Annotated in this window: 27 protein-coding genes and 1 other RNA gene; 11 read left to right on the forward strand and 17 right to left on the reverse strand. The window is 58.3% G+C overall.

Features of this window, described 5'->3' with window-relative positions; all coding sequences use genetic code 11:
* Positions 1-55: 55 nt before the first annotated feature.
* Positions 56-955 (reverse strand): hypothetical protein, encoded by a 900-nt coding sequence (locus tag VMT30_01005; GenBank protein ID HVQ43528.1) that lies wholly within the window; start codon positions 953-955, stop codon positions 56-58.
* Between the two features lie 144 nt (positions 956-1,099).
* Between VMT30_01005 and VMT30_01010 the strand changes: the two genes are divergently transcribed.
* Together VMT30_01010 and VMT30_01015 are read left to right on the forward strand one after the other, a co-directional pair.
* Positions 1,100-1,795 (forward strand): CHAP domain-containing protein, encoded by a 696-nt coding sequence (locus VMT30_01010; GenBank protein HVQ43529.1) that lies wholly within the window; start codon positions 1,100-1,102, stop codon positions 1,793-1,795.
* 20 nt (positions 1,796-1,815) lie between these two features.
* Entirely contained in the window at positions 1,816-3,213 is a 1,398-nt protein-coding gene (locus tag VMT30_01015) for a phospholipid carrier-dependent glycosyltransferase (GenBank protein ID HVQ43530.1), read from the forward strand.
* Here VMT30_01015 and VMT30_01020 read toward each other — a convergent pair.
* Complete coding sequence (locus VMT30_01020; protein HVQ43531.1) at positions 3,197-3,928, reverse strand: glycosyltransferase family 2 protein; 732 nt, start codon at positions 3,926-3,928, stop codon at positions 3,197-3,199. The genes VMT30_01015 and VMT30_01020 overlap by 17 nt on opposite strands.
* 60 nt (positions 3,929-3,988) lie before the next feature.
* On the opposite strand from VMT30_01020, the gene VMT30_01025 reads away from it, so the two are divergent.
* Both VMT30_01025 and VMT30_01030 read left to right on the forward strand, forming a co-directional pair.
* Positions 3,989-5,857 carry a hypothetical protein gene (locus VMT30_01025; GenBank protein ID HVQ43532.1) on the forward strand — a complete coding sequence of 623 codons (1,869 nt, stop codon included), beginning with the start codon at positions 3,989-3,991 and terminating at the stop codon, positions 5,855-5,857.
* Positions 5,858-5,890: 33 nt separating this feature from the next.
* Entirely contained in the window at positions 5,891-7,465 is a 1,575-nt protein-coding gene (locus tag VMT30_01030; protein HVQ43533.1) for a GspE/PulE family protein, read from the forward strand.
* 15 nt (positions 7,466-7,480) lie between these two features.
* Here the strand turns inward: VMT30_01030 and VMT30_01035 are convergent, their stop codons facing one another.
* The 12 genes from VMT30_01035 to VMT30_01090 form a co-directional block, all read right to left on the reverse strand.
* Positions 7,481-9,148, reverse strand: a complete 1,668-nt coding sequence (locus VMT30_01035; protein ID HVQ43534.1) for a DUF3152 domain-containing protein — start codon at positions 9,146-9,148, stop codon at positions 7,481-7,483.
* Positions 9,149-9,209: 61 nt separating this feature from the next.
* Positions 9,210-10,019, reverse strand: a complete 810-nt coding sequence (locus VMT30_01040) for an ROK family protein (protein HVQ43535.1) — start codon at positions 10,017-10,019, stop codon at positions 9,210-9,212.
* Entirely contained in the window at positions 10,019-11,656 is a 1,638-nt protein-coding gene (locus tag VMT30_01045; GenBank protein HVQ43536.1) for an alpha-amylase family glycosyl hydrolase, read from the reverse strand. Before VMT30_01045 ends, VMT30_01040 begins: the two co-directional genes overlap by 1 nt.
* Before the next feature lie 53 nt (positions 11,657-11,709).
* Positions 11,710-13,062: a trehalase family glycosidase gene (locus VMT30_01050; protein ID HVQ43537.1), complete on the reverse strand. Its 1,353-nt coding sequence runs from the start codon at positions 13,060-13,062 to the stop codon at positions 11,710-11,712.
* A gap of 129 nt (positions 13,063-13,191) precedes the next feature.
* Positions 13,192-14,253: an LCP family protein gene (locus tag VMT30_01055; GenBank protein ID HVQ43538.1), complete on the reverse strand. Its 1,062-nt coding sequence runs from the start codon at positions 14,251-14,253 to the stop codon at positions 13,192-13,194.
* 25 nt (positions 14,254-14,278) lie between these two features.
* Positions 14,279-15,739 carry an IMP dehydrogenase gene (gene guaB / locus VMT30_01060; GenBank protein HVQ43539.1) on the reverse strand — a complete coding sequence of 487 codons (1,461 nt, stop codon included), beginning with the start codon at positions 15,737-15,739 and terminating at the stop codon, positions 14,279-14,281.
* 210 nt (positions 15,740-15,949) lie between these two features.
* Positions 15,950-16,312, reverse strand: a complete 363-nt coding sequence (locus VMT30_01065) for a hypothetical protein (GenBank protein ID HVQ43540.1) — start codon at positions 16,310-16,312, stop codon at positions 15,950-15,952.
* Positions 16,313-16,353: 41 nt separating this feature from the next.
* Positions 16,354-16,890 carry a hypothetical protein gene (locus tag VMT30_01070; GenBank protein HVQ43541.1) on the reverse strand — a complete coding sequence of 179 codons (537 nt, stop codon included), beginning with the start codon at positions 16,888-16,890 and terminating at the stop codon, positions 16,354-16,356.
* Position 16,891: 1 nt separating this feature from the next.
* A complete protein-coding gene (locus tag VMT30_01075) occupies positions 16,892-17,275 on the reverse strand; it encodes a type II toxin-antitoxin system VapC family toxin (protein HVQ43542.1) in 384 nt (127 codons plus the stop codon).
* Complete coding sequence (locus VMT30_01080; GenBank protein HVQ43543.1) at positions 17,272-17,508, reverse strand: type II toxin-antitoxin system Phd/YefM family antitoxin; 237 nt, start codon at positions 17,506-17,508, stop codon at positions 17,272-17,274. The genes VMT30_01075 and VMT30_01080 overlap by 4 nt, the downstream gene beginning before the upstream one ends.
* 60 nt (positions 17,509-17,568) lie before the next feature.
* Complete coding sequence (locus VMT30_01085; protein HVQ43544.1) at positions 17,569-17,718, reverse strand: hypothetical protein; 150 nt, start codon at positions 17,716-17,718, stop codon at positions 17,569-17,571.
* Entirely contained in the window at positions 17,715-18,185 is a 471-nt protein-coding gene (locus VMT30_01090) for a hypothetical protein (GenBank protein HVQ43545.1), read from the reverse strand. The genes VMT30_01085 and VMT30_01090 overlap by 4 nt, the downstream gene beginning before the upstream one ends.
* Positions 18,186-18,262: 77 nt before the next feature.
* On the opposite strand from VMT30_01090, the gene VMT30_01095 reads away from it, so the two are divergent.
* Both VMT30_01095 and VMT30_01100 read left to right on the forward strand, forming a co-directional pair.
* Positions 18,263-18,538, forward strand: a complete 276-nt coding sequence (locus VMT30_01095) for a hypothetical protein (protein ID HVQ43546.1) — start codon at positions 18,263-18,265, stop codon at positions 18,536-18,538.
* Positions 18,539-18,756: 218 nt separating this feature from the next.
* The gene (locus VMT30_01100; GenBank protein HVQ43547.1) at positions 18,757-19,581 is read left to right on the forward strand and encodes a methyltransferase domain-containing protein; all 825 of its coding nucleotides are present in this window, start codon (positions 18,757-18,759) and stop codon (positions 19,579-19,581) included.
* Between the two features lie 227 nt (positions 19,582-19,808).
* On the opposite strand, the gene VMT30_01105 is transcribed toward VMT30_01100, so the two are convergent.
* Together VMT30_01105 and ssrA are read right to left on the reverse strand one after the other, a co-directional pair.
* A complete protein-coding gene (locus VMT30_01105) occupies positions 19,809-20,264 on the reverse strand; it encodes a hypothetical protein (GenBank protein ID HVQ43548.1) in 456 nt (151 codons plus the stop codon).
* A gap of 223 nt (positions 20,265-20,487) precedes the next feature.
* Positions 20,488-20,865: a transfer-messenger RNA gene (gene ssrA, locus VMT30_01110) on the reverse strand.
* A gap of 215 nt (positions 20,866-21,080) precedes the next feature.
* On the opposite strand from ssrA, the gene VMT30_01115 reads away from it, so the two are divergent.
* The 3 genes from VMT30_01115 to VMT30_01125 all read left to right on the forward strand — a co-directional run bounded on the left by VMT30_01115 (position 21,081) and on the right by VMT30_01125 (position 23,236).
* Entirely contained in the window at positions 21,081-21,401 is a 321-nt protein-coding gene (locus tag VMT30_01115) for a hypothetical protein (protein HVQ43549.1), read from the forward strand.
* Positions 21,402-21,506: 105 nt separating this feature from the next.
* Entirely contained in the window at positions 21,507-22,352 is an 846-nt protein-coding gene (locus tag VMT30_01120) for an alpha/beta hydrolase (GenBank protein HVQ43550.1), read from the forward strand.
* Positions 22,352-23,236, forward strand: a complete 885-nt coding sequence (locus VMT30_01125; GenBank protein HVQ43551.1) for an alpha/beta hydrolase — start codon at positions 22,352-22,354, stop codon at positions 23,234-23,236. The genes VMT30_01120 and VMT30_01125 overlap by 1 nt, the downstream gene beginning before the upstream one ends.
* Here VMT30_01125 and VMT30_01130 read toward each other — a convergent pair.
* Positions 23,196-24,410 (reverse strand): glycosyltransferase, encoded by a 1,215-nt coding sequence (locus VMT30_01130; protein ID HVQ43552.1) that lies wholly within the window; start codon positions 24,408-24,410, stop codon positions 23,196-23,198. The genes VMT30_01125 and VMT30_01130 overlap by 41 nt on opposite strands.
* A 49-nt stretch (positions 24,411-24,459) precedes the next feature.
* On the opposite strand from VMT30_01130, the gene VMT30_01135 reads away from it, so the two are divergent.
* Positions 24,460-25,545 carry a glycosyltransferase family 1 protein gene (locus VMT30_01135; protein HVQ43553.1) on the forward strand — a complete coding sequence of 362 codons (1,086 nt, stop codon included), beginning with the start codon at positions 24,460-24,462 and terminating at the stop codon, positions 25,543-25,545.
* Positions 25,542-26,687 carry a glycosyltransferase gene (locus tag VMT30_01140; GenBank protein ID HVQ43554.1) on the forward strand — a complete coding sequence of 382 codons (1,146 nt, stop codon included), beginning with the start codon at positions 25,542-25,544 and terminating at the stop codon, positions 26,685-26,687. The genes VMT30_01135 and VMT30_01140 overlap by 4 nt, the downstream gene beginning before the upstream one ends.
* Positions 26,688-26,765 lie beyond the last annotated feature (78 nt).

The raw sequence follows: 26,765 nt of genomic DNA on the forward strand, positions 1-26,765 counted from the left end.
ATTTTGACCCTCAGCCCAACTGCGCCCGAGCAACACCGCCCACACCACTGCCCAATTATTGAGCCGGCGCTTCGGTATCCGTAATTTCTTGCGAATCAAGACTCTTCGACAGCGCATTGTACTCATCCACACCAGTGCGGTAGCGCGCAATGCGGTCATTAATATCATCCACCAATTGATTCTGCTGCGGCACTAGGGCGTTGTAGGCCTGAATCTGACCGGCCGACTTATAAGAATCAAGCTGCCGGTTCATCACACTCAAGCGACCCTTTTCGGCCCGGATCGTCACAAGCTCGGTCTCCAGCTCGCTGCGCCGCGAATCAAACACCGCCTGGTACGAAGCGTGCGCCGCCACGACCTGATCTCGACTCTCAAAATACTTGGCATAATGCGCCTCGAGCAATGGCGACAAGTGAGCGTACTCGGTTCCCAGGATCGAGTGAAGCTCATTATCCTCTTCGCCCGGCTCGCTCTTGGCGTAGCTAGCCATCCGATCACGCAAATCCCTGTCACTCAACCCGCTATATACCCGCTCAAGCTCAGCCCCCAAGCTCTTCCGCTCCGATGCGCTCATTTTTGCCCAAACCCCGTGGAGCAGCTCATGCGCCGTCACCACATCCATTTCCGACGCCAAACTAGCATTATCTATCTGTAAAATAAAAATTCGACCGCGAAAATAACAGCCCAACTCCAGCTCGTGAGGCTGCGTATTGCAATCGGCGTTAAAAGCCGTCTTAGTGTCAAATTTTGGATCAGCCCGGTATAGCGTGGCCCGAGCCACAGCCGTGAGGCTCACGCGGCCTTCATACGCGCGGAGCTGCGCGCCCGGATGATACGTTGCCAAGGCATACTCATTCATCAGAGGCTCATAATTGAGCCCGGCGATCGCTACGAGCGCGAACAATCCCACCAAGATCACTCGGCCCACTCGCTTATACTGTCTTTGCGGTGCCATTATTGCCCCACTTTACGCTCTCGCCTCACCCACGCCAAGTTCATGACCCAGCATCATGCCTATGCTTGCAATATCACTCCCACCCTATAAGATAACTGATTGTGTTTGATAAGGCCGTTTACGAACTCGGTCGAGGCTGCCCACATGCTAGGTTTTCGTTCACCCGTTTCCGCATATCTAGTCCCCAGTAATCACAAGACCCGTCGCCAACCCGACTGGCAGGCCCTGCGTACCGTGGCAGCTCAAATCTTGCGCGACAACCCTCGTCTGTTCGGCCGCAGCCTCATCGCGCTTGCCGTTTGGTGCGTAGTCGTGGGCCTCTGGCAAACCACCATGGGAATATCACTCTCGGATTCCCACACCCAATGGCAACATGCCCAAAACCCCAGCCAACGCGGCGGACTAGCGAGCAACACCTCGCCCACCACCGAGGTAGCCGGCGCCAGCCTCGCCAAGGCCGAACACGCCTCGCTGCTCGCCAGCGGACCCAGCGGCCAGCTCCTCCCGCCCGGCACCATGGCGTCCGACCGCACCTACCCCAACAACTACGCCAGAGGCCAGTGTACTTCGTACGTCGCCGGCCGCCGCCAAATCCCGCCGAATTGGGGCAATGCCGTCTCATGGTACTACCACGCCATATCCAGCAAATGGAGCGTAGGCACGGTACCGGCCGTAGCCGCCATCGCCTGGACGTCCCAAGGCCGATACGGCCACGTCGCACTCGTAGAGCAAGTTTCGGCCGATGCCAAGTCTGTCTACATTTCCGAGATGAACTATCGCGGCGTAGGGGTCAAGAGCTTCCGCTGGGCCGCCGCCAGGGAGTTTAAGTACATCTATTAACCGTCTGCTAAAATAGCCCCATGAAGCTCTTGCGCCGCTATCCAGAAATCATCATCCTCGCCACAGCAGCGCTCATTACCAGACTCTGGGATGTTTTTGCTCCCGCCGCCGTAGTCTTCGACGAAGTTTACTTTAAAGTCTATGCCGGCGATTACCTCACTGGCTCATATTACTTCGACCCCCATCCCCCACTGGGCAAATTGCTGCTAGGCGGCTGGGCCTGGCTCGCGCACCTCAACCCCACCATGCTCACCGGCAACGACCCGGCCGTGGCCTTGCGCGTACTGCCCGCCATCGCGGGCGCGCTCATCATCCCCGTGTTCTATCTCTTTCTCCGGCAATTACGTGCCTCCCGACGAGTCGCCGCCCTCGGCGCGGCGCTCTTGCTCCTCGACAACGCTCTGCTCGTGGAATCACGCTTCATCCTCATCGACAGCCTGCTCATTCTCTTTGGCCTCACCGCCGTCACCTGCTTCCTGGCCGCCCGCCACCGCTCCGGCCGCCGGCGGTTGCTCCTACTCAGCGCCGCCGCTGCCTGTGGCGGCCTCGCCGCCAGCACCAAATGGACCGGCCTCGCCGCCCTGGGCCTCATTGGCGTCATTTGGCTCACCGACCACCTCCGGCACCATCAGTATTTCTCGTGGACCAAACGTCTCATCGAGGCCCTCATACTGGCAATCGTGCCAGCAATCGTTTACCTCAGTGTCTTTGCCATCCACTTTAGCCTGCTACCCAAAACCGGCCAGGGCGATGCGTTCATGCCGCAACGCTTCCAATCCACGCTCATTGGCAATCCCAACTACAACCCCACGGTTCACCTCAGCTTCGTCGAGAAATTTATCGATCTCAACAATGCCATGAGCCAATCCGAGGAAGGCCTCAAAACCGCTACCCACCCGTACGGCTCCAAGTGGACCAGCTGGCCGCTCATGATCCGTCCAGTCTACTACTGGCAGGGCCAAACCCAACCCGACGGCACCCAAGGCAACATCTATCTCCTCGGCAATCCCGCCGTTTGGTACGGCCTGCTCATCGTCATTGTCGCCGGAATGCTAGCCTCAGCCGGCGCCCTCGCCCGCTTGCGGCCCTACCGTTTCGCGCTCGGCTTCCTGGCGCTTGGCTACCTCATGAACTTCCTACCCTTTAGCCGCATCGTCCGCGTAATGTTCTTGTACCACTACTTTTTTGCCCTCATCTATAGCCTGGCCTTCGCCGTCATTCTGCTCGGCGCGCTGGCCGATTGGATGCACGACCGCCCCCACCCCTGGCAATTTTCGACCCCCACCTCAAAGTACCTCTACATCGGCGTACTCATCCTCGCCGTCATCGGATTCATCTACTTCGCCCCACTCAGCTACGGCATCCCGCTCACGCCCGCCGAAATCGCCCAGCACATGTGGCTTACGACTTGGCGCTAGAAGACGACGAGCGGCCGCTCCGCCCTCGCAGCCGCCACAATTCGCTTCCTGCTCGCACAATCACCCCCAAGCGCGCACCCGAAGGCTCACCGCCGCGACGGGGGTAATGCTCCACCATCACCTGCTCCCACCGGCAGCCCCGCGCCCGCAACTTCACCAGCAGCTCAGCCGAAATCACCGCCCCCTGCGCTTCAAGCCGGCCCAAATCGCGCACCCGCTCAGTTCGAAACAACTTAAAACCGCAATCAATATCGCGCACGTCCAACCCCAAAATCCACCGCACCAGCCAACCCCACAGCCAGGCGTTCACGCGCCGGCCCAGATGATCGTTTCGCCGCCGGCGTTCACCTAGCACCACGTCTACCCGCTTCGATGGCTCAACAAACCGACGAATATCACCGAGTTCAAACTGGCCGTCACCATCGGTATACGCCACCCATTCGTACCGCGCCGCCCCAAACCCACTGATTAATGCCGCCCCGTAGCCCAAATTATGCGCATGATGCACAACCCGTACGCGCTTATTGCGCGCAGCAAAGCGATCAGCAATCTGAGCCGTCCCGTCGGTACTGCCATCATCCACCACGATAATCTCATACGCATCAAGGCCCAGCGAACCCAACACCGCCTCGGCGTTCTCAATCACCCCGGGCAGCGCTGCCGCCTCGTTAAACACCGGGAAAAATACACTCAGACTCGACCAGGAAGTCTCCATGACCGTAAGCATACCGCAAGGCGTCCCAAAACCAAAAACCAGGATGTTAAAATCACAGTAATGCTTAGCCTTCTCTATCTCTGCACCGCCCTCGGCTTGGGCGCAGCCGTAGTCCGGCGGCTGGGCCTGCGCTCATTTGGCTTTGAAGCGCCGGCCCTAGCGGTCACACTCGGCGTGCTCCTATGGACTTGGTTGTCACTGCTCACGAGCCTGCTGCTCCCCACCCGTCTCAGCCTACCCCTCACCGCCGGAATCGCTAGCCTCGTCGGCTGGTGGCTCTGGCGCGGCGCCGCCACCTGGCAATGGCGCACACTGCCCCACCCCCGCCGCACCTGGCCGCTGTGGGCCGCCTTCAGCGCCGCCACCACCGGCGTCATCGGCTGGCTGATGTGGACTCACGATCTGCTACCAGGCGACGGCGGCATCTACTCCGGGGGCGCCACCTGGGCCGATTTTGGCCTCCACGCCAGCCTCATCAGCCATTTTGCCGCCCTGCCCCGCCTCTCGTTTGATTTCCCCGTCGCCGCCGGCGCCCACCTCACCTACCCCCTCCTCACCGACCTCCTCTCGAGCTGGCTGGTAGCCGGCGGCTGGTCGCTCCATGCCGCCATATTCGTCCCCTCCTTGCTCCTCGTCATGGCGTTTGTGCAACTCGTGCTCAGCTTCGGCCTGCGGCTGTTTGGCCGCCTCAGCGGCGCCGTCATCGGCCTCACGCTCATGCTGCTGTGCGGCTCGGCCGTCGGCCTCTTCGTAGCCGCTCACGATCAAGCCGCCAGCGGCCTCCCGCTTACCCAATTTCTCGCCCAACTGCCCAAAGACTACACCGCCCTCACCGAACCCAACGCCCAACTCACCAACTTCGTAGCCGACGCCCTCCTGCCCCAACGCTCACTCCTTCTGGGCCTCAGCACCTTTGCCACCGTCATGGTACTGTTCGCCGAGCTAAGGCGCCGGCCCAACCGGCGGCTAGCCATCTTCGCCGGTGCCGTCATCGGCCTCACCCCCTTGGCGCACAGTCATACCTTCATCGTGCTCGCTTGCGTCAGCCTCAGCTTCTGGATCGAGGCCGTCATTCGCACTCACCGCCCCCGCAACCTTTGGCTCCTAGTTGGCCTCACGGCGATCGCCCTCGCCGCGCCCCAGGTCGCCTGGCAGATCCTCGCCAACCACGGCGGTACCGGCGGACACCTCGCGCTCGGTTGGACCATCAACCCAGGGGAGCCACTTGTGGCCTTCTGGAGCCACAATTACGGCCTCACGGGCCTGCTCATAGTCGGCACCGCCGCAGTGCTCATCGCCCGCCGCTCCCTGCGGCCATACCTGGCGTGGTACGCCCCATTCATAGGACTATTCATCCTCGCCAACGTCTACGCCTTTCAGCCGTTTGCCTACGACAACCTCAAGCTCATTTACTACGCGTTCCTCACGACCTATCTCTTGGTCGGTTATGGCTGCGTTTGGCTAGCACAACGCTATCGCCTCACGATTATCCCCTTGCTCGCACTGGGCCTCTTCCTGAGCGCCGCGGGAGCCCTGGCCGTCGCGCGCGAATTCCAGCTCCACGACCAATTCGCGAGCCCCGACGACATCGAGCTCGCCAATTGGGTTCGCGGCCACACCGCGCCCACCGACGTCTTCGCCGCCACCGACCGGCCCAACCAGCCGATATCCACGCTCGCCGGCCGGCCCCTCGTCGCCGGCTACCGGGGCTGGCTATACAGCTATCACCTCGAGTACCAGCCCCGACTCGACACCATCCAGCAAGCCCTCAGCGGCCGCCTCACCGCCGCCAACCCTTATCACGCCCGCTACGTCGCCGTCGCCGCCTACGAATCGCGCGATTGGACCGTCGCCCCCAACCTCGCCGCCCGCTACACAATCGTCTATGCAAATCCCAACTGGACCATCTACCAACTCCCAGACAGGTAGACTAAATCTCTACCAACCGATACCATAAGAGCAATGGATCCAACCCAGCGCGATCAAATCGAAACCGCTACCGAGGGCTTTGCCGCCCAGCTTGGCATGCCCTACTTCGATACCCGCCGACCCATCGACATCAAACCACTCATCGGCAAGCTCACGCTCGTGGGTATGCAAGCCTATGGCATCGTGCCGCTCGCCCTCGAAGGCAACAAAATCACCATCGGCACCAGCGAAGAAACCGACCGCGCCCAGCTCGAATCCCTGCGGCATCGCATGGCCGGCTACAGCGTTGAATTTGTGTTCATTTCACAATTTGGCTGGAACCGTCTCTTCAACCGCTACTCCATCGCCGAAAACGACACCATACTCGACAGCGGCGATTTTTCGGGTATCACGCAGGAACTCCTCAACACCGAGCCAAAATTCATGTTCGAGCCCCTCGCTCAGCTCGCCTACCAGCTCGGCGCCTCCGACATTCACGTCGAGCCCGCCGAACACGACGCACGCATTCGCTTCCGCATCGACGGCACGCTCCATCCCATCACCACGCTCCCGCGCGACCGCTACGACCTCTTCGCCTCCGATCTCCAAATGCGCGCCGGCGTCAAATGGGGCGGCGACGAACCCCAGGGCGGCCGCGTCAGCCTCAACGTCATCAACAACGACGGCGATTCCACCCAGCTCAACATGCGCCTCGAAACCATTCCCTCACTCCACGGCGAAGACGTCGTTATTCGCCTCTTCAACCTCTCGATCAAGTATCTAACGTTGAAAAATTTACAACTTTCTCCCCATCATCTCGAAGTCCTCATGCGCTGCGTCGCCCATCCGCGGGGCATGGTAATGGCGGTAGGGCCAACCGGATCAGGCAAAACCTCCACGCTCTACTCCATCATGAACGAGCTCAATAACCCCGAAACCAAGATCGTTACCCTCGAAGATCCCATCGAATACGAACTCAACGGCATCTCTCAGGTTCCTGTACGCTCCGACAACCAGCAGCTCTTTATGGAAAAGCTCCGCGCCGTCCTGCGCGAAGACCCCAACATCATCATGATCGGCGAAATCCGCGACGCCGACACCGCCAAAACCGCCCTCCAAGCCGCGCTCACCGGCCACCTCGTGCTCTCCACCTTCCACGCCACCAACGCCTCAGCCGCCGTGTCTCGCCTCATGGATATGATCGGCGAAAACCCGCTGCTCGCATCGTCGGTCAAACTCATCATGGCCCAGCGCCTGGTCCGCCGCCTCTGCGACGCCTGCAAACAATCCATTGATCCCACCAAAGAAGAGTTGGCCCAAATCAAAGCCGCCATCGACGGCCTCCCCGAGGACAGCCATCCCACCCTCGAAGGCCTCAAACTTTATCAGGCTGTCGGCTGCAAAGTCTGCCATCATTTCGGCTACCAGGGCCGCATCAACATCCTCGAACAGCTCGAAATCACCCCCAAAATGGAGGAGCTCATTGCCAAAGGCACCGCTGCCACCACCGAAGCCATCGAGCAAGCCGCCGTCAAAGAAGGCATGATAACCATACTCCAAGACGGCATTATTAAAGCTCTGCAAGGCCAAACCACCCTCGAAGAGGTGTTCGTGCAAGTCGGTGAGTAACACTCACGCCCAGCACTAAAAACCCGGCAGCACCTTACTATCCTGGAGCTCAGCCGGCACCGCGTACCACACCGGCGAACAGCCCGCCACCACCACACTTGGCGCCGACAACACCGGCACCTGGCTACCCGCCTGCCCACAACTCGGATGATCAAATCCCAACCACTGACCCACCACCTGGTTGATCAGCTCAACGCGGTACGACGCCGCGCTCCCGCTCCATGCCGCCGGTGGCTTCGCCCAAGCCGTTTGGGCAATCGCCAGCTCATTATGAATCCGACACGTCGTCTGATGCTCACAAGCCGGATCCAGCGCCGTCAGATCTGCCGCCGGTGCCAACTCAAGCGCCACATTGCAGCCCGATGCCGCCGCCACAAACCGCACCCGCCCGCCCAACGTCCAGCCCTCTGTGCCCAGCACCGCAGCCGCCGACGAGGCCAGCTCCGCCCCGGAAGCCACCGCATCCACGCAGTACGAATACGTCGCCACCGGACCCGCCCCCAGCCCGCTAGCTAGCTTCGGCGCCGCCGTAATCCGCCGGGTAGACGCTGTCACCAATGCCGCCTGCCGCGCGTTCAATGCCGCCACCATGGCGTTCACCGCCGCCACACGATCAAAAGCCGGCTTAATTCCCGCCACAAACGCCGCCACCCCCGCCGGATCCACCGTCACGCCCTTGCCCGCACCAGCAAACACCACCCAACTCCCCACCTGCTCCGGCGTCGCCGCGTAGTGAACTGCCTTAACCACCACCTGCGCCCCACCGCTCACTATAGCCTGGGCAGCCGCTAGCTCGCCCGCATAATCACTCGCCGTCACGGTCGCATTCAATCGCACCAGGCTCAGGCTCACCGTCGGCGAACGGCCATACGCCGCCCGAATAGCCGCAGCCGCCGTCGTCCTATCGAGCCGCACACCCGGCTTATCGGCCAATACTATCACCCTACCCCCAATCATCATCGGCACCGCATCGCTCGGCACGCGATCCACCGCTGCCGCCAAGTGTTGCACCGCCGTATTCACTGCGCTGTCACTCAGCACGTACGTCGGCGTCACAGCTCCCGCCAGCCATGTCCGCAGCATACCAACCGCCGGCAACGGGACATCACGACCCACATCGTGAACCTGCCGCACCGTAGCCGCCACATCCACTACCGGGCCGCTCACCGCCACCGACTGCCGCCGGCCGTCGATCACCGCCACCAGACCAGGCTTAGCCACCACAGCCGGCAATCGACTACGCAGCTCATCAAACGTCCAGCCACCAACCGCTACGCCGCCCACTCGCACACCCGGATACACTCGATCCGAGTAGTAACTCGCCAGCACACTACTGGCTGCTGCCGGTAAACCCACCAACAACAAAGCCACCGCCCAGCCCACCATCCTCCAGCGCCGCCGAGCCGGCCGCGCCGCCACCGCCACCGGCGGCACAGCCAACACCGCAGCGGTCATTCCGGCCGGAGCCGCTCTCGCCTCCGCCAGTGACTCAGGCCCCAAAAACACCTGCTGCCCACCCGTAGCATCCCGCAATGCCCGCCGCAGCAGCGGATCAGTGGCCTCCTCCGGCCTGGCCGGAGGATCATCCCCCAAAACCCCGCCGAGCACCGCCTCACCGCACTGCAAACAAAACAGACCCCCGTCGACGGGCAATAATTTAGCTTGGCAAGAAGGGCATTTCATTTATTTTGGTTTTGGCTAATTGCTTACGCTCTATCGTAGCACGAAACTCACTCGAACCGAGTTAATTTCGCCCCAGTTCCTGCAGCCACGCCAGCCCACCATACAAACCAGCCTCATCGCCCAAACTCGCCCGCTCCAGCCGCGGCCACCGTTCAAACACCAACGGGAATTTCGCCAGCTCCCGGGCCACTACCTTCAGATCAATATCGCGCATCATGCTACCCCCCAGCACCACTACCGCAGGATTCCAATACAACACGGTGTTGTACAATCCCGCCGCCAAACACCGTTCAATCTCCTGCCACACCGCCGGATCCCGCACCTCGCGCGGGGGCTTACCCCATCGCTCTTCCAGCGCACCCCCACCAATCATCGCCTCCAGCGACTTCCAACCAGCGCCGTCGCGCAGCAGAAGCTGCTTGCCCAGCTCATACCGAGCCACGCCACGGTCCACCGCACCGTCCACCAACCGCACAGCATTCACACCCGTACTCACCGTGTAATACGCCATTACGCCCTGGCGGCTCCCGGCCCCGTGTGCAGCCTCACCCCGGCCGCACAACACGACGTCGTTCTCCCAGTACACCGGGCACTCAAATCGATCCCGAATCTCCGCTCCCAGCCGCTTGCCAATCCATTTCGGAAGATTTGGCGCCGCCATCACCACCCCGGCGTCGTCCAACTGCCCCGGAAATCCGCCGGCCACCGCGGTCAGCCCCTGGCTACCCGCTAGCTTCGCCGCCGCCGCCAAAAACCGCGTGAGCCCTTGCTCACCCCGCTCTGTAGGCAACCGAACCACCTCACCCAGCACGCCGCCCTCGGCCAACGCCAGCCGCGTGTTCGTACCACCAATATCAAATACCAACACCATTACACGCCTCCCCGTATCAGTTCATATACCCTACCCTCGTACGGCTCCAAAGCCAACTCCCCCGCATGTCCCGGCTGTCCATCGCCCTCCACCACCACCGTCCCCGCCACCCACGCTCCCACGCGCCCATGCAACATCGCCGTCGCCGGCTGCGCGTCAAAGTTAAGCATCACCAAAAACCGCTGTTGCTCCGTCTCACGCACAAAGGCATAAACCCGCTCGTTGCCCGTCTCAATCGAACGATAATCACCCTCTACCAGAGCCGGTGATTGCGCCCGCAAATGAATTAAATGTCGATATAAATTCAACGATGAATCCGGATCCCGCTCCTCTGTAGCCACATTGAGCTTGGATGAGGCCGGCCCCAGAGGCAACCATGGCGTACCCGTTGTAAATCCACCACCAGTTTCATTATTCCACGGCAGAGGGGTGCGCTCGGGATCACGCCCAAGTCCCCGGCCCGGCACATTGCGCTCCCACGGATCGCGTACGTCTTCGGGCGTAACCGGCGTATCGGGCAAGCCCAGTTCCTCGCCGTAATACACCACCGGCAATCCTCGCAGTGTCAGTTGCAGCATCGCGAGCAACCGTGCGCGCCCCGCCCCCATCCGCGACACCAGTCTATGCCGATCGTGATTCCCCAGCACATAATTCGGCCAATCATCCGGCCCCAACGAACCCTCGTATTCATCAATAAATTCCCGAAATACCTTCGCGCTCCAATCCAACGCCATCAGGTTAAAGTTAAACGGCGCGTGCACCGGATGCCGCTGACACGCCTCATACATCTTGTGGAGCCCCGGAATATTGAGGTACGCCTCACTGAGCAAAAACTTCGATTCCTTCTCGGCCAGCACGTCACAAAACGACCCAATCACACCGCCCAGCTCCGGCTGAGCCGCGCTATTCACCCGCAAAAACTCATCCGCCGGATCCGATACCCCCGGCTTATACGTGGGGTTCGGGAGATCATCCCGCAGCCGCACATCTTTGATCAGACCCAAAGCCGCATCCGTCCGAAACCCGTCTACCCCTTTATCGAGCCAAAATCTCAATACAGCGAGCATCGCCTTGCGCACCTTTGGATTGTGCCAATTCAAATCCGGCTGTTCCTGCAAAAACGTGTGCAGGTAATACTGTCCGGTCGCTTCATCGAGCGTCCAGGCCGAACCCCCGAAGTAACTCAACCAGTTGTTGGGCGCACCCCCATCTTCTCCCGGCTTGGACCACACATACCAGTCGCGCTTAGGATTATCGCGGCTAGAACGCGACTGAATAAACCATCTATGCAGCACCGAAGTATGGTTCGGCACGTAATCCATCAGCAGCTTTATGCCCCGATGGTGCAGTTTTTTCAACAACTCTTCAAAATCAGCCATCGTCCCAAAACGTGGATCAATCGCCTGGTGATCAGCCACGTCGTAGCCCCAATCAGCCATTGGCGACAGGTACACCGGCGACAACCACACCGCCGTCACCCCCAGCGAATCCGACTCGCCGTTGTTGAGATAATCCAAATGATCAATAATCCCCCGCAAATCACCATATCCATCACCATTAGAATCCGCAAAACTCAACGGATAAATATGATAGAGGGTAGCTCGGCGATACCAGGGGTCAGTCGGCGTAGGTTCCATGTGCGTATTCTAACAAACCGCAAGCATTTTGACTAAAATCGTTGGTAATATTACTACAGTTGGCGCTTTGGCAGCGCTGTATCAATCTTCATTCCCACCTTGCGAAGTGTTCGCCGAGGATCCTTCACCAGCTGTCGCAGCGCCGACGGCGACTGCCCGGTACTCTGAATGTGCGGCAGCTCATCGGGCGCCAAATAGCGCTGGCAAAAATACGCAAAGACCGCATTGGTCCAGCCAAAACCAGTTTGCGATGGGTACACCCCCTCCACCGGCTCACGCTCAATATGCACCACGTTATACTTCTCGAAAAACTCACTGTTGGCCTCAAACTGCACCAAGTTGGCATTAATCCACTTGCGCGCTACCCGCTCGGCCGCCACGTGATACCCATAACGCTCCATCGCCTGCACTGCGATCATCTGCAGCGGCGCCCAGCCGTTCGGATAGGCCCATTGCGTCGGAATATCCGAGCGCACATGCGGCCGTTCCGCGCTCGTCGCCAGGCCACCGTCACATTCAAACCGCTCGAGCTGGTCCATAATCCGCCGCGCCGTCTCGTCGCTGTCCATACCCGCCCACATCGGATAAAACGCCGCCAGCGAGTACACCGGGCTATGTCGCGAGGTCATGTAATTGTAGTCAAAGTAAAAACCCTTGTCGTCGTCCCACAAATATCGCCGCATCATCGCCACCCGCGACAACTGCCGCTTCATCCACTCATGCGACTCCTCCTCGTATCCCAAAATTCTGGCCGCTTCGGCAAAATCACTCTCGTATTTGTACAACAGCGCATTCAGATCCACTGGCAAATACGACAACGCCCGCCGCTCAAACCGCGTCGTCATATCCCAGCCGCTCTCCGCCTCCGCCAGGTCGTCGAGGACATTGATGTCATAAAAGCGCGACAATCCGTGGAACACCTGCCGCCAGTTCGGCTGCGTCGTACCCATCCACACCGTCCGGTACTCGTGCTTGGCCACCGACATCGCCTGCTCCAGCCAGCGCTTGTCCTTCTCGATGTGATACGCCTCCATGATGAAGCTCGTCAAAAACGGTGGCTGCGACCGGCCGGTCATATAAAACCGCCCCGAGTTCGGAATCACCTGAAATCGCTGCATCAACGACAACAGGTTATCAACCATCCCCCGCACCCGGTATTCCCGCGGCGTCCCCATCAGACCCTGAGCTATGAAATAACTGTCCCAGTAGTACATTTCCTCGTACGCAAACCCAGTATCGTTGCGCGCACTGGGAATAAAATAAGGCTCTGGCAAACCAATAAGCGTCCCGTCATCCCGTGGATTATAACGCTCCAACTTTTTCCAATACCGGTCAATATACTCCAGCGCCGGCTGCAACCGGTCTTTGGAGAATCGCGGACCCAGTTTTTCGTGCGTGCTGCTCATGAGGCAAGGCTTCCAGGCGTAATTGTCTAAGATTCAAAAAGGCCCGGGGGTACTTCTGCGAACGGACCCACGGGGCGCATCTCTTTAACTCCAAACTACCCTTGCCGGGATAGAGTGTCAAGATAGGCTTTACGGCGCGCCAAAAATATTCTTCACCCGCTCCGAAATCGCCGAAAAATCCCCGCCGATCGGCAACAAGTCGCTCCCGCCCGTCGGATCTCCGCGCAGATACCCGCCATTGGCCGTCGAGAGTACCAGATTCACCGGCTCGTTGGCCCCCGCCTCGCGTACACCATTGCCCAGCTGCAGCAGCTGCGCTATGCCCATGTTGGTCTCCACACCATGCTGCACCGCCGTCACGAGCTGCTTGAGCTTCGCGGGCTGCAATATCAAATGCCAATCCGTCACCTTGGGCCGCAGCAACCCCAGCACTTCTTGCTGCCGCGCCGCCCGGCCAAAATCATTGCCGCAGGTGCCCTTGCGGCAGCGCACGTACTGCAACACCGTGGTACCGTCCATATGCTGCGACCCCGGCTCAATATCCAAGCCACAAACTTTGTACTGGTCGTCATCACAGGGGTACTCCGTATCACGCAGCCGATCCTTCACATCCACATCCAAGCCGCCCACAGCGTCCACCACTTCCTTGAGGCCGGAGAAATTGGTCTTTACGTAGTAATCAATCGGAACATCAAATGTTTGGCTTACCGTATCCTCTGCCAAACTAACGCCCCCGTAGGCATTGGCGGTGTTAATCTTGCCATACCCGTAGCCCTCGATGTTTACGCGCAAATCGCGCGGAATACTGATCTCTGCCAGCCGATGCGCCGTCCCATCAAGGCTCAGGACCATCATCGTATCCGACAAATTCTGACCCGCATGCCCCGGATCACCCACCCCCATCACCAAAATATTAGTACGACCGCTCGCGTCGGCGGCCAGCGGTCCCAATTGCCAAGAGTTCGTTGAAATTTTTGCAACAATATTGACGATATACACGGCGTACACCACCACACCCGCCAGCACGGCCAACACGATGAACCAAAACATCCGCCACAGCACCGCTCGCGCCCGGCGCGGCGGCCGAGGACGAGCCATCGGCCGCGCCGGCGCAGTCGTAGGAGCAGCCGGCGAAGGCTGCCCGTCCGCAGGCTTAAATTGTGCTAAATCGCGTTCGGGATCAGTGTCCATTCACGCTCCTTGCTTGGCCAATCGGCTAGGATCGGCCCATATAATTCGGTGCTTCACGCGTAATTGTAACATCGTGGGGATGGCCCTCAGCAACACCCGAGCTCGTCACGCGGCGGAATGTCGCCTTCTGCACCAACTGCTCGAGCGTCTCGGCACCCACGTAGCCCATGCCCGACCGCAACCCGCCGATCAGCTGAAATAAATTCTCCGACAACGGCCCGCGTGCCGGCACGCGGCCCTCAATGCCCTCCGGCACCAGCTTGCCGCCCTTCTCTTGGAAGTAGCGGTCGGGCGAACCATCGCGCATCGCCCCGAGCGAACCCATGCCACGATAGGCCTTAAACGTACGCCCCTGATAGACCTCAAACTCACCCGGCGACTCGTCAGTACCAGCAATCACCGATCCCAACATCACCGTGCTCGCACCAGCCGCCAGCGCCTTCACGATGTCGCCACTGTAGCGAATCCCGCCGTCAGCAATCACCGGCACGCCGTGCTTGGCGGCCGCCCGGCTGGCCTCGTACACCGCCGAGAACTGCGGCACACCCACGCCGGCCACCACGCGCGTGGTACAAATTGACCCCGGTCCCACGCCTACGCGTACACCGTCCACGCCGGCCTCACACAACGCCTCGGCGCCTTCGTAGGTCGCTACGTTGCCCGCAATGAGCTGCAGATCGGGCCAGCGCTTCTTCACCGTCCTCACGGCCTCCAGCACCGCCTTCGCGTGTCCATGGGCGCTGTCTATCACTACCACATCCACGTTCGCCGCCACGAGCAGCTCAATGCGCTCCTCAAACCCAGGCGCCACGCCCACCGCCGCCCCCACTACCAGCCGACCCTCAGCATCCTTGGCCGAGTTCGGGTATTTCACCGCCTTTTCGATATCCTTGAGCGTAATCAGCCCCTTAAGCAGGCCCTCGCCATCCACCAACGGCACCTTCTCGATTTTGTACTGCGCCAAAATCCGCTTAGCCTCCTCTAGCGTGGTCCCCGGAGCCGCTGTCACCAAATGCTCCTTGGTCATCACGTCACCCACCTTCTGATCCATGTCGGTCACAAAACGCAGGTCGCGGTTCGTAATAATCCCGACGAGCTCACCCCGTTCACCCACCACCGGCACGCCCGAAATCCGATACTGCGCCATCAACGCATCCACCTCGCGCAAAGTGTTTTCGGCCTTGCACCTAATCGGCTCCGCAATCACCCCGTGCTCCGAGCGTTTCACCAAATTGACTTGCTGCGCCTGCTCATGAGGCTTGAGTGATTTATGGATGATACCGATGCCACCCTCGCGCGCCACCGCAATCGCCATGCGAGCTTCGGTTACCGTATCCATCGGCGAAGACACCACGGGCACGTTCAATTCAATCTTTTTCGTCAATTTCGTTGTAATATTTACATCTTTTGGCAAAATATCCGAGCTACCAGGCTGCAGCAGGACATCATCAAACGTTAGGGCCTCGACCAATTTGAGTTCGGGTATTCGATCAGTCATGATTACGCATCACCTACCTTCGTTATGATAAACAACTCCATCCCGGGGCGAGATTTCAATTATGCTACCAGATTTACCCTCAAATCGCCACCCCGCAGCCAAAAATACTCGCCCTCGTCCCCCTGAATCAATTTTTTGCTCTCACACAATAACACCCCCACGGGCAGATGTTACTGCCACCCGTAAGGGTGATTTCGACTACCGACCGCGGCTCGCCTGAAGCTCGATCCGCTCCAGCAGGTCCTCGGCGTACACGAGCGTGTCATCGGGCAAATCTGCCTGTCGGCGCCGCAGTCGCGACAACCGCACCGACAAACCGCGCGTCGAAATCCCAGCGTCCCGCTGAAGTTTCGCGAGCACCCGCCGCAGCTCCTCCACCTCCGGAGCCGTACTCCCTCGGCTCGCCGCGTTGAACCGCCGTGTCAGCTCCGCGAGCTGATCCAGATCACCATCCGTCAGCTCCTCGGCGCCGCCGCTGCGATACCGCCGCACCGCCAGCGCCGCAGCCGCAGCCAACACCGACAAACCGATCCCGGCCGCAGCCACCTTCTTGCGAGTCATGATCTTCTCCCCTCGGGCCACTAGATCACCCCATACCCAGATTATACTCTTACCATAGCTGCCAATTTTTCTCGATAGTCGCGCTGAATAAACCGGCCCGGGTAATCCAGCAGCGCCTCATTAAGCACCACAAATCCCGCCGCCCGCAACGGCCCCGCCAGCATGTCGTACACGTTCGATTTGATCAAAATCAACTTCGTTTCCGCCGTCGCCAGCTCCCTCACGCGCGCGATCACCGCGTCGGCCCGCTCCGCCAGCAGCCGCCGCCGCTCCGGCTTGGTCACCTCGTGCTCCAGTGACGTCTCGAGCGCCTCAATCATATAAAACCCCGCGTCCCGAAACCGCCCCAGCCACGCCGCCTTAGCCGCCTCCAGGTCACCCGCCGGCGCGTCCGCTGCCTCCGCAAACACCGCCCGCATCGTATTAGCATAGAGCCGGTCATCGGGCTTCTGATACTCGGCCCGGTAAAACTGCCGGCTGCTTGCCACCCCCGCAGCCGGCGGCGGCGACTCCGCAATTAGCAAATACCGCACCACTGGCGGCCGATATCGGCGTCGAATCTGCTCGTATTCCGTCATATCACACCCGCGCGTCCAAACAAGCATCAGGATGCGCGCTCAGCAGCACGGCGTCAGAAGTCAAAAGTATCAACTGCTCCTGGCCGGCCTGAACCAACAATAGGCGATCAAACGGATCACCATGGGGCAACTCCACCCCACCGACCCCATCCACATGCTCCCAGGCAACCGGCAGCTCCTTGAATCCGGTAGCTGCCAACGCAGCCAAAAATCCCTTCGGCAAGGTCAATTTACCTTTCGCCGCCTTGATCCGCACTTCCCAAACGCTCGCGGCCGACACGTAGGTAGCCTCGGCCTGCTTGAGCGACATCCGCGCACCCACACCCAGCAAAGGCGAATCCAATACGGCCCACAACACCGCATTCGTATCGAGCAGTAGCCTCACGCCTCACCCTCAAACATCCGGATAAGCTCCTCATCCGGCTCGTCAAAATTATCCGACACCGAAAATTTTCCCTTCAACAAGCCAAAGACAATTTTCGGCTTGTCCGATTCAAACGGTACCAAGCGCGCAATCGGCTGCCCATATTTCCCGATCACCACCTCTTTGCCCTCCGCCGCCTCCTGCAAATATTTCGACAGCTGCGTCTTGGCCTCATGTATGTTCACGACTTTCATTGCTCGCACCCAAGTAAACTAGACTTAGTCTAGTCTCATGACGCAGATTTTTCAAGCTCATTACGGCAAAATAACTTCACTCCGCACATCCACATAGGTCCCGCTTACCTCCCCCGCATCGTAGACCGGCGTATTCCAAAGCTCGCCCTCTTTCGAAGCAGTCGCTACCGTGAGGTAGATTACCCGCTCAATGATCTCCTTCGCCGTCACCACGCCCCCCGATACTTATCAGTCTGCATCAACCGCTCGATCTCAGCCCGAAGCTCACGCACATCACCCTCATCCAGCGGCTCAAAGCCATCATAAAAACCAGTCTCAAGATGCGGCAGGCTTACCGCGTCACCATACTTCTGCTTCACCGCATCCCTGGCCCGGCCAAAAAGCTGCATGTGCAGGGTCGGACCCTCCGGCTTAAACACCATCCAATTACCCATATCCTGGTAATTGATCAGGCCAACATCAATCCCCCGCCGCCCCAAAGCCAGCTTCATAGCCTCGCCCGCCACCATAGACAGCTTCACGTATTCCACCGCCAGTTCAGGAGAAAGCTTCGTCCGGTCAGATACCGGCACCTTCGGCCTAATTTGAATATGACCACCCTCCCGCCGATCCACATACACGTGCGAAAACTCCGCAGACTTGATGATAAAATTCGGGGTTTCGTAGATTAACGCCATGAAACCAGTGTAGCAAATCGAACCCCCGCCCAACCCGGCTTGACACACGCATACGTTAACCATACAATGTATGTATTATGAATACCGTATTGCTCAGCATCAAAATCGACTCCGAGACGAAAGAGCAGCTCAAGTCTTTCGCCGCAGAGCTTGGCGTATCGAGCACGGCCCTCGTAAACATGGTCGTCAAACAGGCGATCCGTGACCGCCGCGTCGTGCTTAGCGCCCCGCTAGAGCCTACCCCCTACCTCGAAAAGATCATGCGCGAAGCTAACGCCGACATAAAAGCCGGTCGAAACATGGTGGGGCCGTTTAGCAGCGCCGAGGATATGATCGCATCGCTTGAGAGCTAATTTTGACCGTAAACTACCGCCCGAATCAATATCGTTTGGCGGCGACTGGCGAGCACACTACAAAGCTATAAACGAAACTGAGGCAACTTTCGTTGCAGTCGGCACGCACTCACAGCTCTACAAATAGGTCCGCAAAAAGCGCCAACCATCCCCCTGATACGTCAAGCTCACGCACCAAAAATCGCTCCAACGAATAAACAAGCTGCTAGAATATCGTTATGCAAAAGAACCCCGTAGTCAGCTACTACCACACGTTTGAGTCAAGGCTTGGATACAGATTATTGGGTGGGGTCAAACACTTTGGCTACTACCCAATAGGCCAAGAAGACCTCCCGACCCTCAAAGCGCAAGAGCTTATGGACGAGCCATTAGCTCAAACACTGGCGTTGTCTGACGGAGCAAAGGTGCTTGATGCTGGCTGCGAAGAGGGTGGTGTAGCCCTCTATCTAGCAAAGCACCATCACCTAAATGTAACCGGCATTGATTTGCTCGACTTCAACATAGCCAGGGCAAGGAAGCGGGCGGCTAAAGACGAGCTGGAAACCAAAGTCGAGTTTCTTAAAGCCGATTATTCAAATACCACCCTACCCGATTCCTCATTTGACGCCATCTATACAATGGAAACCCTCGTACACTCCCCCGATTACACCAAAACCCTTAAGGAGTTTCATCGCTTACTAAAACCCGGCGGCAAACTAGTGCACTTCGAGTACTCGATGGCAGACAAAATGCCTCAGGATGCCAAGCAAGCACTAACACGGGTTAATAAATTAGCAGCCATGCCAGCTTTTGACCAATTCACTCACGGAACGCTTGAAAGCGCCTTGGCAAAAGAGGGCTTCAAAGAAGTAGAATCACGCGACATCACAGAGCGCATGTTGCCGTTACTGCAAAAGTTCGAAAGAAAGGCCCGACTCCCCTACCAAATCGCCCGATGGCTTAAGCAAGAAAACCATTTTGCAAATGCAATGTCTGCGGTTGAGATTTACAGACACATTAAGTATTTCAGATACAACATTATCTCAGCAGTCTTACCAAAATAGCGACGTTATTGGCCCTAACAAGCTATTCATCAAACAAAAAAGCACCTGATTTGAGGTCAGATGCCCTTTTGGTGGAGCTGCGGGGAAAATCTTGGCACTTGATCATGGAGATGCCGCAGCGTGGCGGTACGCACTGGGGCCGAAGTTTGAACGATTCAAGTTCACCCACCAAAGATTGCTGTGATAAAAACAGCGAATATTGAGGAATATGCTGCCAAATCTAGTCCCTAAGCGACAAGAAGTCTGGCTGCCTTCTCTATGGAAGCATGGAAGTTACCCGACTCTATCTCAATAACCGGAAAGCCATATTTTCGCGCCTCGTCTGCGTAGAACTTGTTCCATAGCTGATTGAATGAGGCATAGAGTCGAATTGTTTCTTCATCATATTTGCGAAGCCAGTCATTTGGATTTTTACGAGCATGAGCAAGAATATCTTCAGTCTGATCAGCAAGGTTAGCAATAAACACCGACTTAAACTCAAAATCTACCTTGGAGAGCTGCTCTGGCAGTATGGCAACCCCTTCTACAATCGCATCCTTTCCGTCGCGCTGATAATAACCAACGAAATCGAGTACCGACTTCCAGGTTTCTTCGGCTTCTCCCAGCTCATGACCTAGTGCGGCCTGCGGATTATTCTTTAAGGCGTCGATGTGCTTTTCTGAGCCAAATGCACCACGCTGCACTTTATGAAGATGGGATTTATTTCAGGTGTTGATACGCCTCTCGCAACGGCCCTAATTGCATCCGTTGATGCAGCGAGCATTGGCCTCTCTCTCAAGAGAGCATGGATAATCGTAGTCTTGCCCGTTCGGGGAGCACCGCCAATAAAATAAATCTGTGACATGCCTTAACAATAACAGATTACAAAAAGAGCCAAGAAACTTGACTCTTTAAGCATAAGAACATTGGTGGAGCTGCGGGGAATCGCACCCCGGTCCGTCGGGTTACTCGCTCGCGATCTACAGGCTTAGTTTGCTTACATGTCTTAGCCCTCCACCTGTGAGCAAACCAAACGGTGGCGGGAGCAGCTTCAAAGCTTAGCTGAGGGGCAGAAGCCCAACCCTCAGAGCGTCCCGATGATTTGATACCGGCGAACCCCTACCGGGAATCAGGTGCCGATAGCTTACGTTATTAGGCGTAAGCGGGGGCGAATGAAGGAGCCTGGAAGGCAGCCTTCACCCGCGCGAAAAAGTTGGCAGTTAAGCTAACTTGTGGAAGCTAACGTTTGCCTACGACCTGCGCGCATAGCTTGTAAAAGTCCCAACGTCGAGCCTGATCAGCCCCACGATTTACTCCTGTATTCTACCTCAAATCGACCGTTCCAGCAACAATCTGTACTGGTTCACACCATCCGGGCGACAAAATAAGCATAAGCGTGTTGTACCAAACACCACGATACTCACAAAAACACCCCAGCTCATCCCAAGCTTTTTAGGACCCATCACAAAGCCAGGCTCACACCGCCGGCGTAGCATGAGGGGTGTAATGTGGAGGTTACAATGTATCAGCACTACCTAGAAGATGACGGTATGGATCCTGGTCTTGGGGACCTTGCGTATGACGGCAGCGAGTACCAGCTCGATGAGTTTGGCGAGCGCATCGGCGCCGATGACCTAGCCGAGGAAGATGCGGCCGACGAGGAAGAAGCCATGTCCGAAGACGACATGCAGCCCCTCAGCCCCATCGATGATGGTTTTGGCGAGACCCTTAGCCCCGCCGACAATCCCAAACTCGACGACCAATTCGACGACGAGGCTCTGCGCGACGAGACCGAGGCGGATTATCCCGGCGGCATCAAGCCCGACGCTACCGACTCCTAAAAACCCAAAAACACCCCGACAATAACCCCGGCATAATCTAGCCGGGGTTATTGCTGCCAAGAGCGTCCCAGCACGATGGTATAATCAAACAAATATCATCCAACCGTGAACACAAAACCACCAATTTCGCACACCCTTTCAATTGCCGGCGCCAAGGTCCATTACGTGGACCTCCGCCCCCATCTGCCCGGCACCATCCTGATGCTACATGGACTGAGAAGCAGCCACGCCGGTCTCCTGAAGCTAGCCGAGCAATTCCCCGGTCATCGCGTCATCATCCCTGATTTCCCCGGCTACGGCGGCAGCGCGCCGCTCGCCGGGCGGCACACCGTAGCCGCCTACACCGCATTCGTCGGCAGCTTCATCCGAGAGCTAAAGCTGCAGAACCTCACGTTGCTCGGCCACAGTTTTGGGGCCCTCATCGGCCTCGCCTACGCTGCCACCACATCGGCCGAAATCAACCACCTCGTAATGATTAGTCCCATCCCCAAGCCAAATATCATCTCGCGTGCCGGTACTATTTACTACCGCATCGGTCAGGCACTTCCTGCGCCGCTCGACAAGCGCTGGCTCACCAACCGCCGCCTCCACCGGCCGATACGCCAGCTCGTAGCCCGCGCCACCGACCCCGTCACCCACGCCTACGTCATGGCCGAAGGCGAGCACGAACTCCAAGTGCTCGAGCCCCATATCAATGTCCAAAACTACCTCAGCCTCGCCGCCACCGACCCCACCCTCTGGCTAGCAAGCCTCACCGTCCCGACGCTCGTGGTAGCCGGCGACGCCGATCCCCTCACCCGCCTCGCCGATGTCATAGCCAGCTACGACCGCCCCGGTATTATCATCAAAGTCATCGAGGGCATGGGGCACTTCGCACCCGCCGAAATTCCCACCGAGATCGCCGTAGCCGTCACCTCGTGGCTGCGCACACCCCAAGGAGCCTCTGTTTGATGATCGACCTCAAACACCAAGACAAGCCCGGCCACAGCTTCGAAGCCTTTGGTAGCCATGCCAAATATTGGACCTATGGCGACCCCAAGCTCCCCACCATCATAGTCATCCACGGCTTCCGCGGCACCCATCACGGCCTGCTCAGCATTATTAAGTATCTGCCGAAGTATCACGTTGTGGTCCCCGACCTCCCCGGCTTCGGCGACTCCACCCCCATGACCACTCAACCCCACAACATGCTCGGCTACGCCCGCTTCATCCGCGAGCTCATCCACCACCTCAAGCTCGACCCCGTCATTCTACTCGGCCATTCCATGGGCACCACCGTCGCCGCTGAGCTCGTGGCGCTTGATCCCGCCATCGCCACCCACCTGATACTCATCAACCCCATTGCCGAACACCCCCTCAAAAGCCAAACCGGGCCCCAAATTGCGCTCGGAGGGCTGCATCTGAAAATAGGCGCCCAGTGGCTACCTGAGAAAATCGGCCTCGTATGGCTGTCCCACAGCTGGCCCATCATGCTCGCCAGTGCCACCATGACCAAAACCCGCGACAAACAGCTACGCCGATGGATTCATGCCAACCACCTGACCTACATGAAGCGCTTCCACAACCGCCACACCCTCTTCGAAGTTTACCGAGCCTCGGTAGAGCACACGGTCACCGCCCACGCCGCCAACATCACCATCCCCACCCTCCTCATTGCCGGCCGAGTCGACGCCATCGCACCGATCAAAGGCCAGCGCAAACTCGCTGCCGCCATCGCCGGCGCCCAGCTCATTGAGTTCGACAACGTCGGCCACATCATCCACTACGAGAAAGCCCGCGAAGCCGCCGCGGCTATCAACGACTTCTTACCACCCCCAGCAACGCCCGCCGTTTAATCTTGGGTTTATGTTCGCGCACGACTTGTTCGTAGAGCTTCTCGTACGCCGTGATAGTATTCGCCAGATCATGTGTTCGCGCGATCTGTAGGCTCACCGCCCCAAATTGCTCCACGACAGTCTTATCCCCCACGATCCGCCCCATTCGATCGGCCAGCTCCTCATAGTCATCCACCTCAAACAAGTACCCGTTGCGCCCCTCCTGACACAGCTCATACACCGCCCCAGCATTCACCACCACCACCGGCATACCCGTAGCCATCGCCTCGAGCGTCGCAATACTCTGCAACTCGGCCGGCGACGGCATCACAAACAAGCTACCCAGCCGCAATATCGTCGGCTTGTCGTCTTCGTCCACCTTGCCCGTAAAGGTTACGCGGTCAGTCATATTCAGATCACGCGCCAACTCTTTGAGATGTGCCAAATCATTGCCGTCGCCCACAATCACCAAGTGAAACTTCACCCGGCCCAAAAGCCGATGAGCCGCGCGCACCAACACCCCCACATGCTTCTCGGCATCAAGCCGACCCAAATACATCACTACCGGAACACCCATCGGAATCCCAAATCGCTCATAAAATTCCGCCGACACCTTGCCAGACTTAAACCGACTCAAATCAACTCCATTCGAAATCGCTACAAACGGCTTCGAAAACGAATCCGGCTTCAGCATGCGGATAGCTGCCTGCGTTGGCAAGGTCACGACGTCCGCATTGCTGTAAAATCTACTACCATATTCACGCAGCATAAAGTCAATTTGCCGCGCAAACGGCGCCAACAACTTGAGATTATCGATGAAATTCTCACTCATCGCATGATTGGTCGCCACCAGGGGCACATGGTATTTCTTGGCCGCCCCAATCGCCCCCAAGCCCACTGCCAGCGGCGTCTGCAGATGAATCACATCCGGCGTAAACTCTTTGGTTATCTGATTGATCTCGCGGTTGGGTGACAGCGAAATCCGCAAATTCTGATAAAACGGAAACACCACCGACGCCGTCCGCATCACCCGATAATTACCATCCATCTCCACCGAGCGCTTGCCGGTTTGCGACGGCGCCACCACCACCACATCATGGCCACGCTCCGCCAAACCTTGCGCGAGGGTTCTGCCAGCAGTCGCAATCCCGTTAATGGTTGGCCAGTGAAGATCGGAGGCCATGAGAATCTTCATGACGCGATTATATCAAGTCAGATACCACTTATGATAGAGTGGGGTCATTATGATGGTAATTTTTGACGCCCGCTGGACCAAAACCGACCATCACGACGGCATCAGCCGCTTCGGCGCCAACCTCCTCGAAGCACTCGTGAAACTCACGCCCGTCACCGCGCTCATTTGTGATCAACGCCAGCTGAAGCTATTGCCCACCGGACCCACCTACATCCAGGTCAACCAACCCACCTCACCGGCCGAGATCCTCCTGCCGCTCAAGCTCAACCGCCTCGACGCCGACGCCGTCTACAGCCCCATGCAGATCATGGGCACCATCGGCCGCCGCTACAAACTCATCTTCACCCTCCACGACACCATCTATTACCGCTACCCCATGGCGCCCACCGACCTCAGCGTATCGGCTCGCGCCTTCTGGTGGCTCTACCACCAAGCCTATTGGCCCGGCCGGCTCGTACTCAATCAAGCCGACCTCATCGCCACCGTCAGCGAATTCTCAAAACACGAAATCACATCAAACCATCTCACCGATCGGCCCGTAGAAGTCCTCTACAATGCCGCCCCCAAGCTCCCATCGGCCATTGCGAACACAAAAATTAAGCCTGAATTGGTGTTTATGGGCACCCTCATGCCCTACAAAAACGCCGAACTGCTCATCCAGTCACTGCCCCTGCTGCCCAAATACCACCTCCATCTCACCGGCCGCGCTACCCCAGACCGCCTCGCCGCCCTCACCGCCCTGGCCAACCAGCACCACGTCGCCAGCCGCATCACCTTCTGGAATGGCGCCAGCGACGCCGACTACGCTAAACTGCTAAGCAGCGCCACGGCCCTCGTGAGTGCCTCGCGCTTCGAGGGCTTCGGGCTGCCGCTCGTCGAAGGCATGGCGCACGGAGTGCCCGTAGTCTGCAGCGACATACCCATCTTCCACGAGGTCGCCGGAAAAGCCGCGCTGTACTTCGATCCCGATTCTCCAGCCGCTTTCGCGGACCAAATTCGCGCGCTCGAGCAGCCGCCTGTTCGCGCCGAGCTCATCAAACTCGGCTCCGCTCAAGCCGCCAGCTTCAGTTGGGACCACACCGCAGCCAAACTGCTCAAAATACTCACTACCCTCACCGCTCAGGAGCATAAATGACCCCTATTGTTGATAAAATTACAGCACCAAAGCGTATTTTGATCCTCATGGCCAACGCCGGCGGCGGCCACAAGAGCGCTGCCAATGCCATCGCCGAAGCCCTCGTGACCAAGTATCAAGAGGGAGTCGTTGTCGAAATTATTGATTCACTCAAAGAAATCGCCCCTCAGCCCTTCGACCGCGGTGGTGATCTGTTTCAGCTCGTCATAAAATCACCCAAGGCCTGGCGCAGCCTTTACGAAATCGTCGATGGACCTCGTAGATCCAAGATCATCAATTCCAGTATTTCCCTCTACGCCCTCCGCAACAGCCGAAAGTTGCTCGAAAATCACCCCGCCGACCTCGTTATATCCACCTACCATTTTGCCAACGCCGGCATGCTCGAAACGCTGGCCCGACACAATATCAAAATACCGTTTGTCACTGTCGTCACCGACCTCGTCACCGTCCCGCTGATCTGGTTCGACACCCGCACCACTCTCTGCATTACGCCCACCCCCCAAGCCGCCCAACTAGCACACGAATGCGGATTGAAGCCAAAACAAATAAAAGTCATCGGGCAACCAGTATCCAGTCGTTTTTATCCCCCCGCCAAAGCCAAAAACCAGCTCAAAAAAGCCCTCGACTGGAACCCTACCCAGCCGGCCATCATCACCATGGCGGGCGGCGAAGGCGTCGGGGCCCTCGACGAGATTACAAACCTTCTCGCCCCCCTCGAAGCCACCATCGCCGTCGTTACCGGCAAAAATACCAACCTTTACGAGAAACTTTCGACCGAGGCACCACCCAACGTCAAGGTCTACGGCTTCGTCAGCAACCTCGACGAAATGATGCGCGCAGCCGATCTCATCGTCACCAAGGCCGGCCCCGGCACCATCGTCGAAGCGCTCAATTCCCACCTACCCCTTATCCTCTACTCCAAGCTCTCGGGTCAAGAAGACGGCAACGTCGATTTCGTCACCAACGCCGGCGCCGGGCTCTGGCAGCCCAAACTCAGCGAGATGGCAAGCACCGTGCGCCTGCTACTCGACAACCCGGCCACACTCAAGCACATGTCCGAAGCCGCCAGCAGCATCGCCCAACCCGGAGCCAGCGCCGAGATCGCCTCTACCATCGGCTCGCTCATCGGCCTCCCTGCCTAAAAACACGCGCCACGGCAGTGCCAAAACTGGCGTTCCGGCTCCAAAATTGTTACGCTAGCGACAACAACGGTGAAACCC

It is taken from the genome of Candidatus Saccharimonadia bacterium (assembly GCA_035544015.1).
GTDB lineage: Bacteria > Patescibacteriota > Saccharimonadia > UBA4664 > UBA4664 > UBA5169.

Excerpts from the sequence above, each read along its gene's own strand:
- VMT30_01005 (HVQ43528.1), bottom strand. The coding sequence starts at position 955 with ATGGCACCGCAAAGACAGTATAAGCGAGTGGGCCGAGTGATCTTGGTG.
- VMT30_01010 (HVQ43529.1), top strand. The coding sequence starts at position 1,100 with ATGCTAGGTTTTCGTTCACCCGTTTCCGCATATCTAGTCCCCAGTAAT.
- VMT30_01015 (HVQ43530.1), top strand. The coding sequence starts at position 1,816 with ATGAAGCTCTTGCGCCGCTATCCAGAAATCATCATCCTCGCCACAGCA.
- VMT30_01020 (HVQ43531.1), bottom strand. The coding sequence starts at position 3,928 with ATGGAGACTTCCTGGTCGAGTCTGAGTGTATTTTTCCCGGTGTTTAAC.
- VMT30_01025 (HVQ43532.1), top strand. The coding sequence starts at position 3,989 with ATGCTTAGCCTTCTCTATCTCTGCACCGCCCTCGGCTTGGGCGCAGCC.
- VMT30_01030 (HVQ43533.1), top strand. The coding sequence starts at position 5,891 with ATGGATCCAACCCAGCGCGATCAAATCGAAACCGCTACCGAGGGCTTT.
- VMT30_01035 (HVQ43534.1), bottom strand. The coding sequence starts at position 9,148 with ATGAAATGCCCTTCTTGCCAAGCTAAATTATTGCCCGTCGACGGGGGT.
- VMT30_01040 (HVQ43535.1), bottom strand. The coding sequence starts at position 10,019 with ATGGTGTTGGTATTTGATATTGGTGGTACGAACACGCGGCTGGCGTTG.
- VMT30_01045 (HVQ43536.1), bottom strand. The coding sequence starts at position 11,656 with ATGGAACCTACGCCGACTGACCCCTGGTATCGCCGAGCTACCCTCTAT.
- VMT30_01050 (HVQ43537.1), bottom strand. The coding sequence starts at position 13,062 with ATGAGCAGCACGCACGAAAAACTGGGTCCGCGATTCTCCAAAGACCGG.
- VMT30_01055 (HVQ43538.1), bottom strand. The coding sequence starts at position 14,253 with ATGGACACTGATCCCGAACGCGATTTAGCACAATTTAAGCCTGCGGAC.
- VMT30_01065 (HVQ43540.1), bottom strand. The coding sequence starts at position 16,312 with ATGACTCGCAAGAAGGTGGCTGCGGCCGGGATCGGTTTGTCGGTGTTG.
- VMT30_01070 (HVQ43541.1), bottom strand. The coding sequence starts at position 16,890 with ATGACGGAATACGAGCAGATTCGACGCCGATATCGGCCGCCAGTGGTG.
- VMT30_01080 (HVQ43543.1), bottom strand. The coding sequence starts at position 17,508 with ATGAAAGTCGTGAACATACATGAGGCCAAGACGCAGCTGTCGAAATAT.
- VMT30_01090 (HVQ43545.1), bottom strand. The coding sequence starts at position 18,185 with ATGGCGTTAATCTACGAAACCCCGAATTTTATCATCAAGTCTGCGGAG.
- VMT30_01095 (HVQ43546.1), top strand. The coding sequence starts at position 18,263 with ATGAATACCGTATTGCTCAGCATCAAAATCGACTCCGAGACGAAAGAG.
- VMT30_01100 (HVQ43547.1), top strand. The coding sequence starts at position 18,757 with ATGCAAAAGAACCCCGTAGTCAGCTACTACCACACGTTTGAGTCAAGG.
- VMT30_01115 (HVQ43549.1), top strand. The coding sequence starts at position 21,081 with ATGTATCAGCACTACCTAGAAGATGACGGTATGGATCCTGGTCTTGGG.
- VMT30_01125 (HVQ43551.1), top strand. The coding sequence starts at position 22,352 with ATGATCGACCTCAAACACCAAGACAAGCCCGGCCACAGCTTCGAAGCC.
- VMT30_01130 (HVQ43552.1), bottom strand. The coding sequence starts at position 24,410 with ATGAAGATTCTCATGGCCTCCGATCTTCACTGGCCAACCATTAACGGG.
- VMT30_01135 (HVQ43553.1), top strand. The coding sequence starts at position 24,460 with ATGATGGTAATTTTTGACGCCCGCTGGACCAAAACCGACCATCACGAC.
- VMT30_01140 (HVQ43554.1), top strand. The coding sequence starts at position 25,542 with ATGACCCCTATTGTTGATAAAATTACAGCACCAAAGCGTATTTTGATC.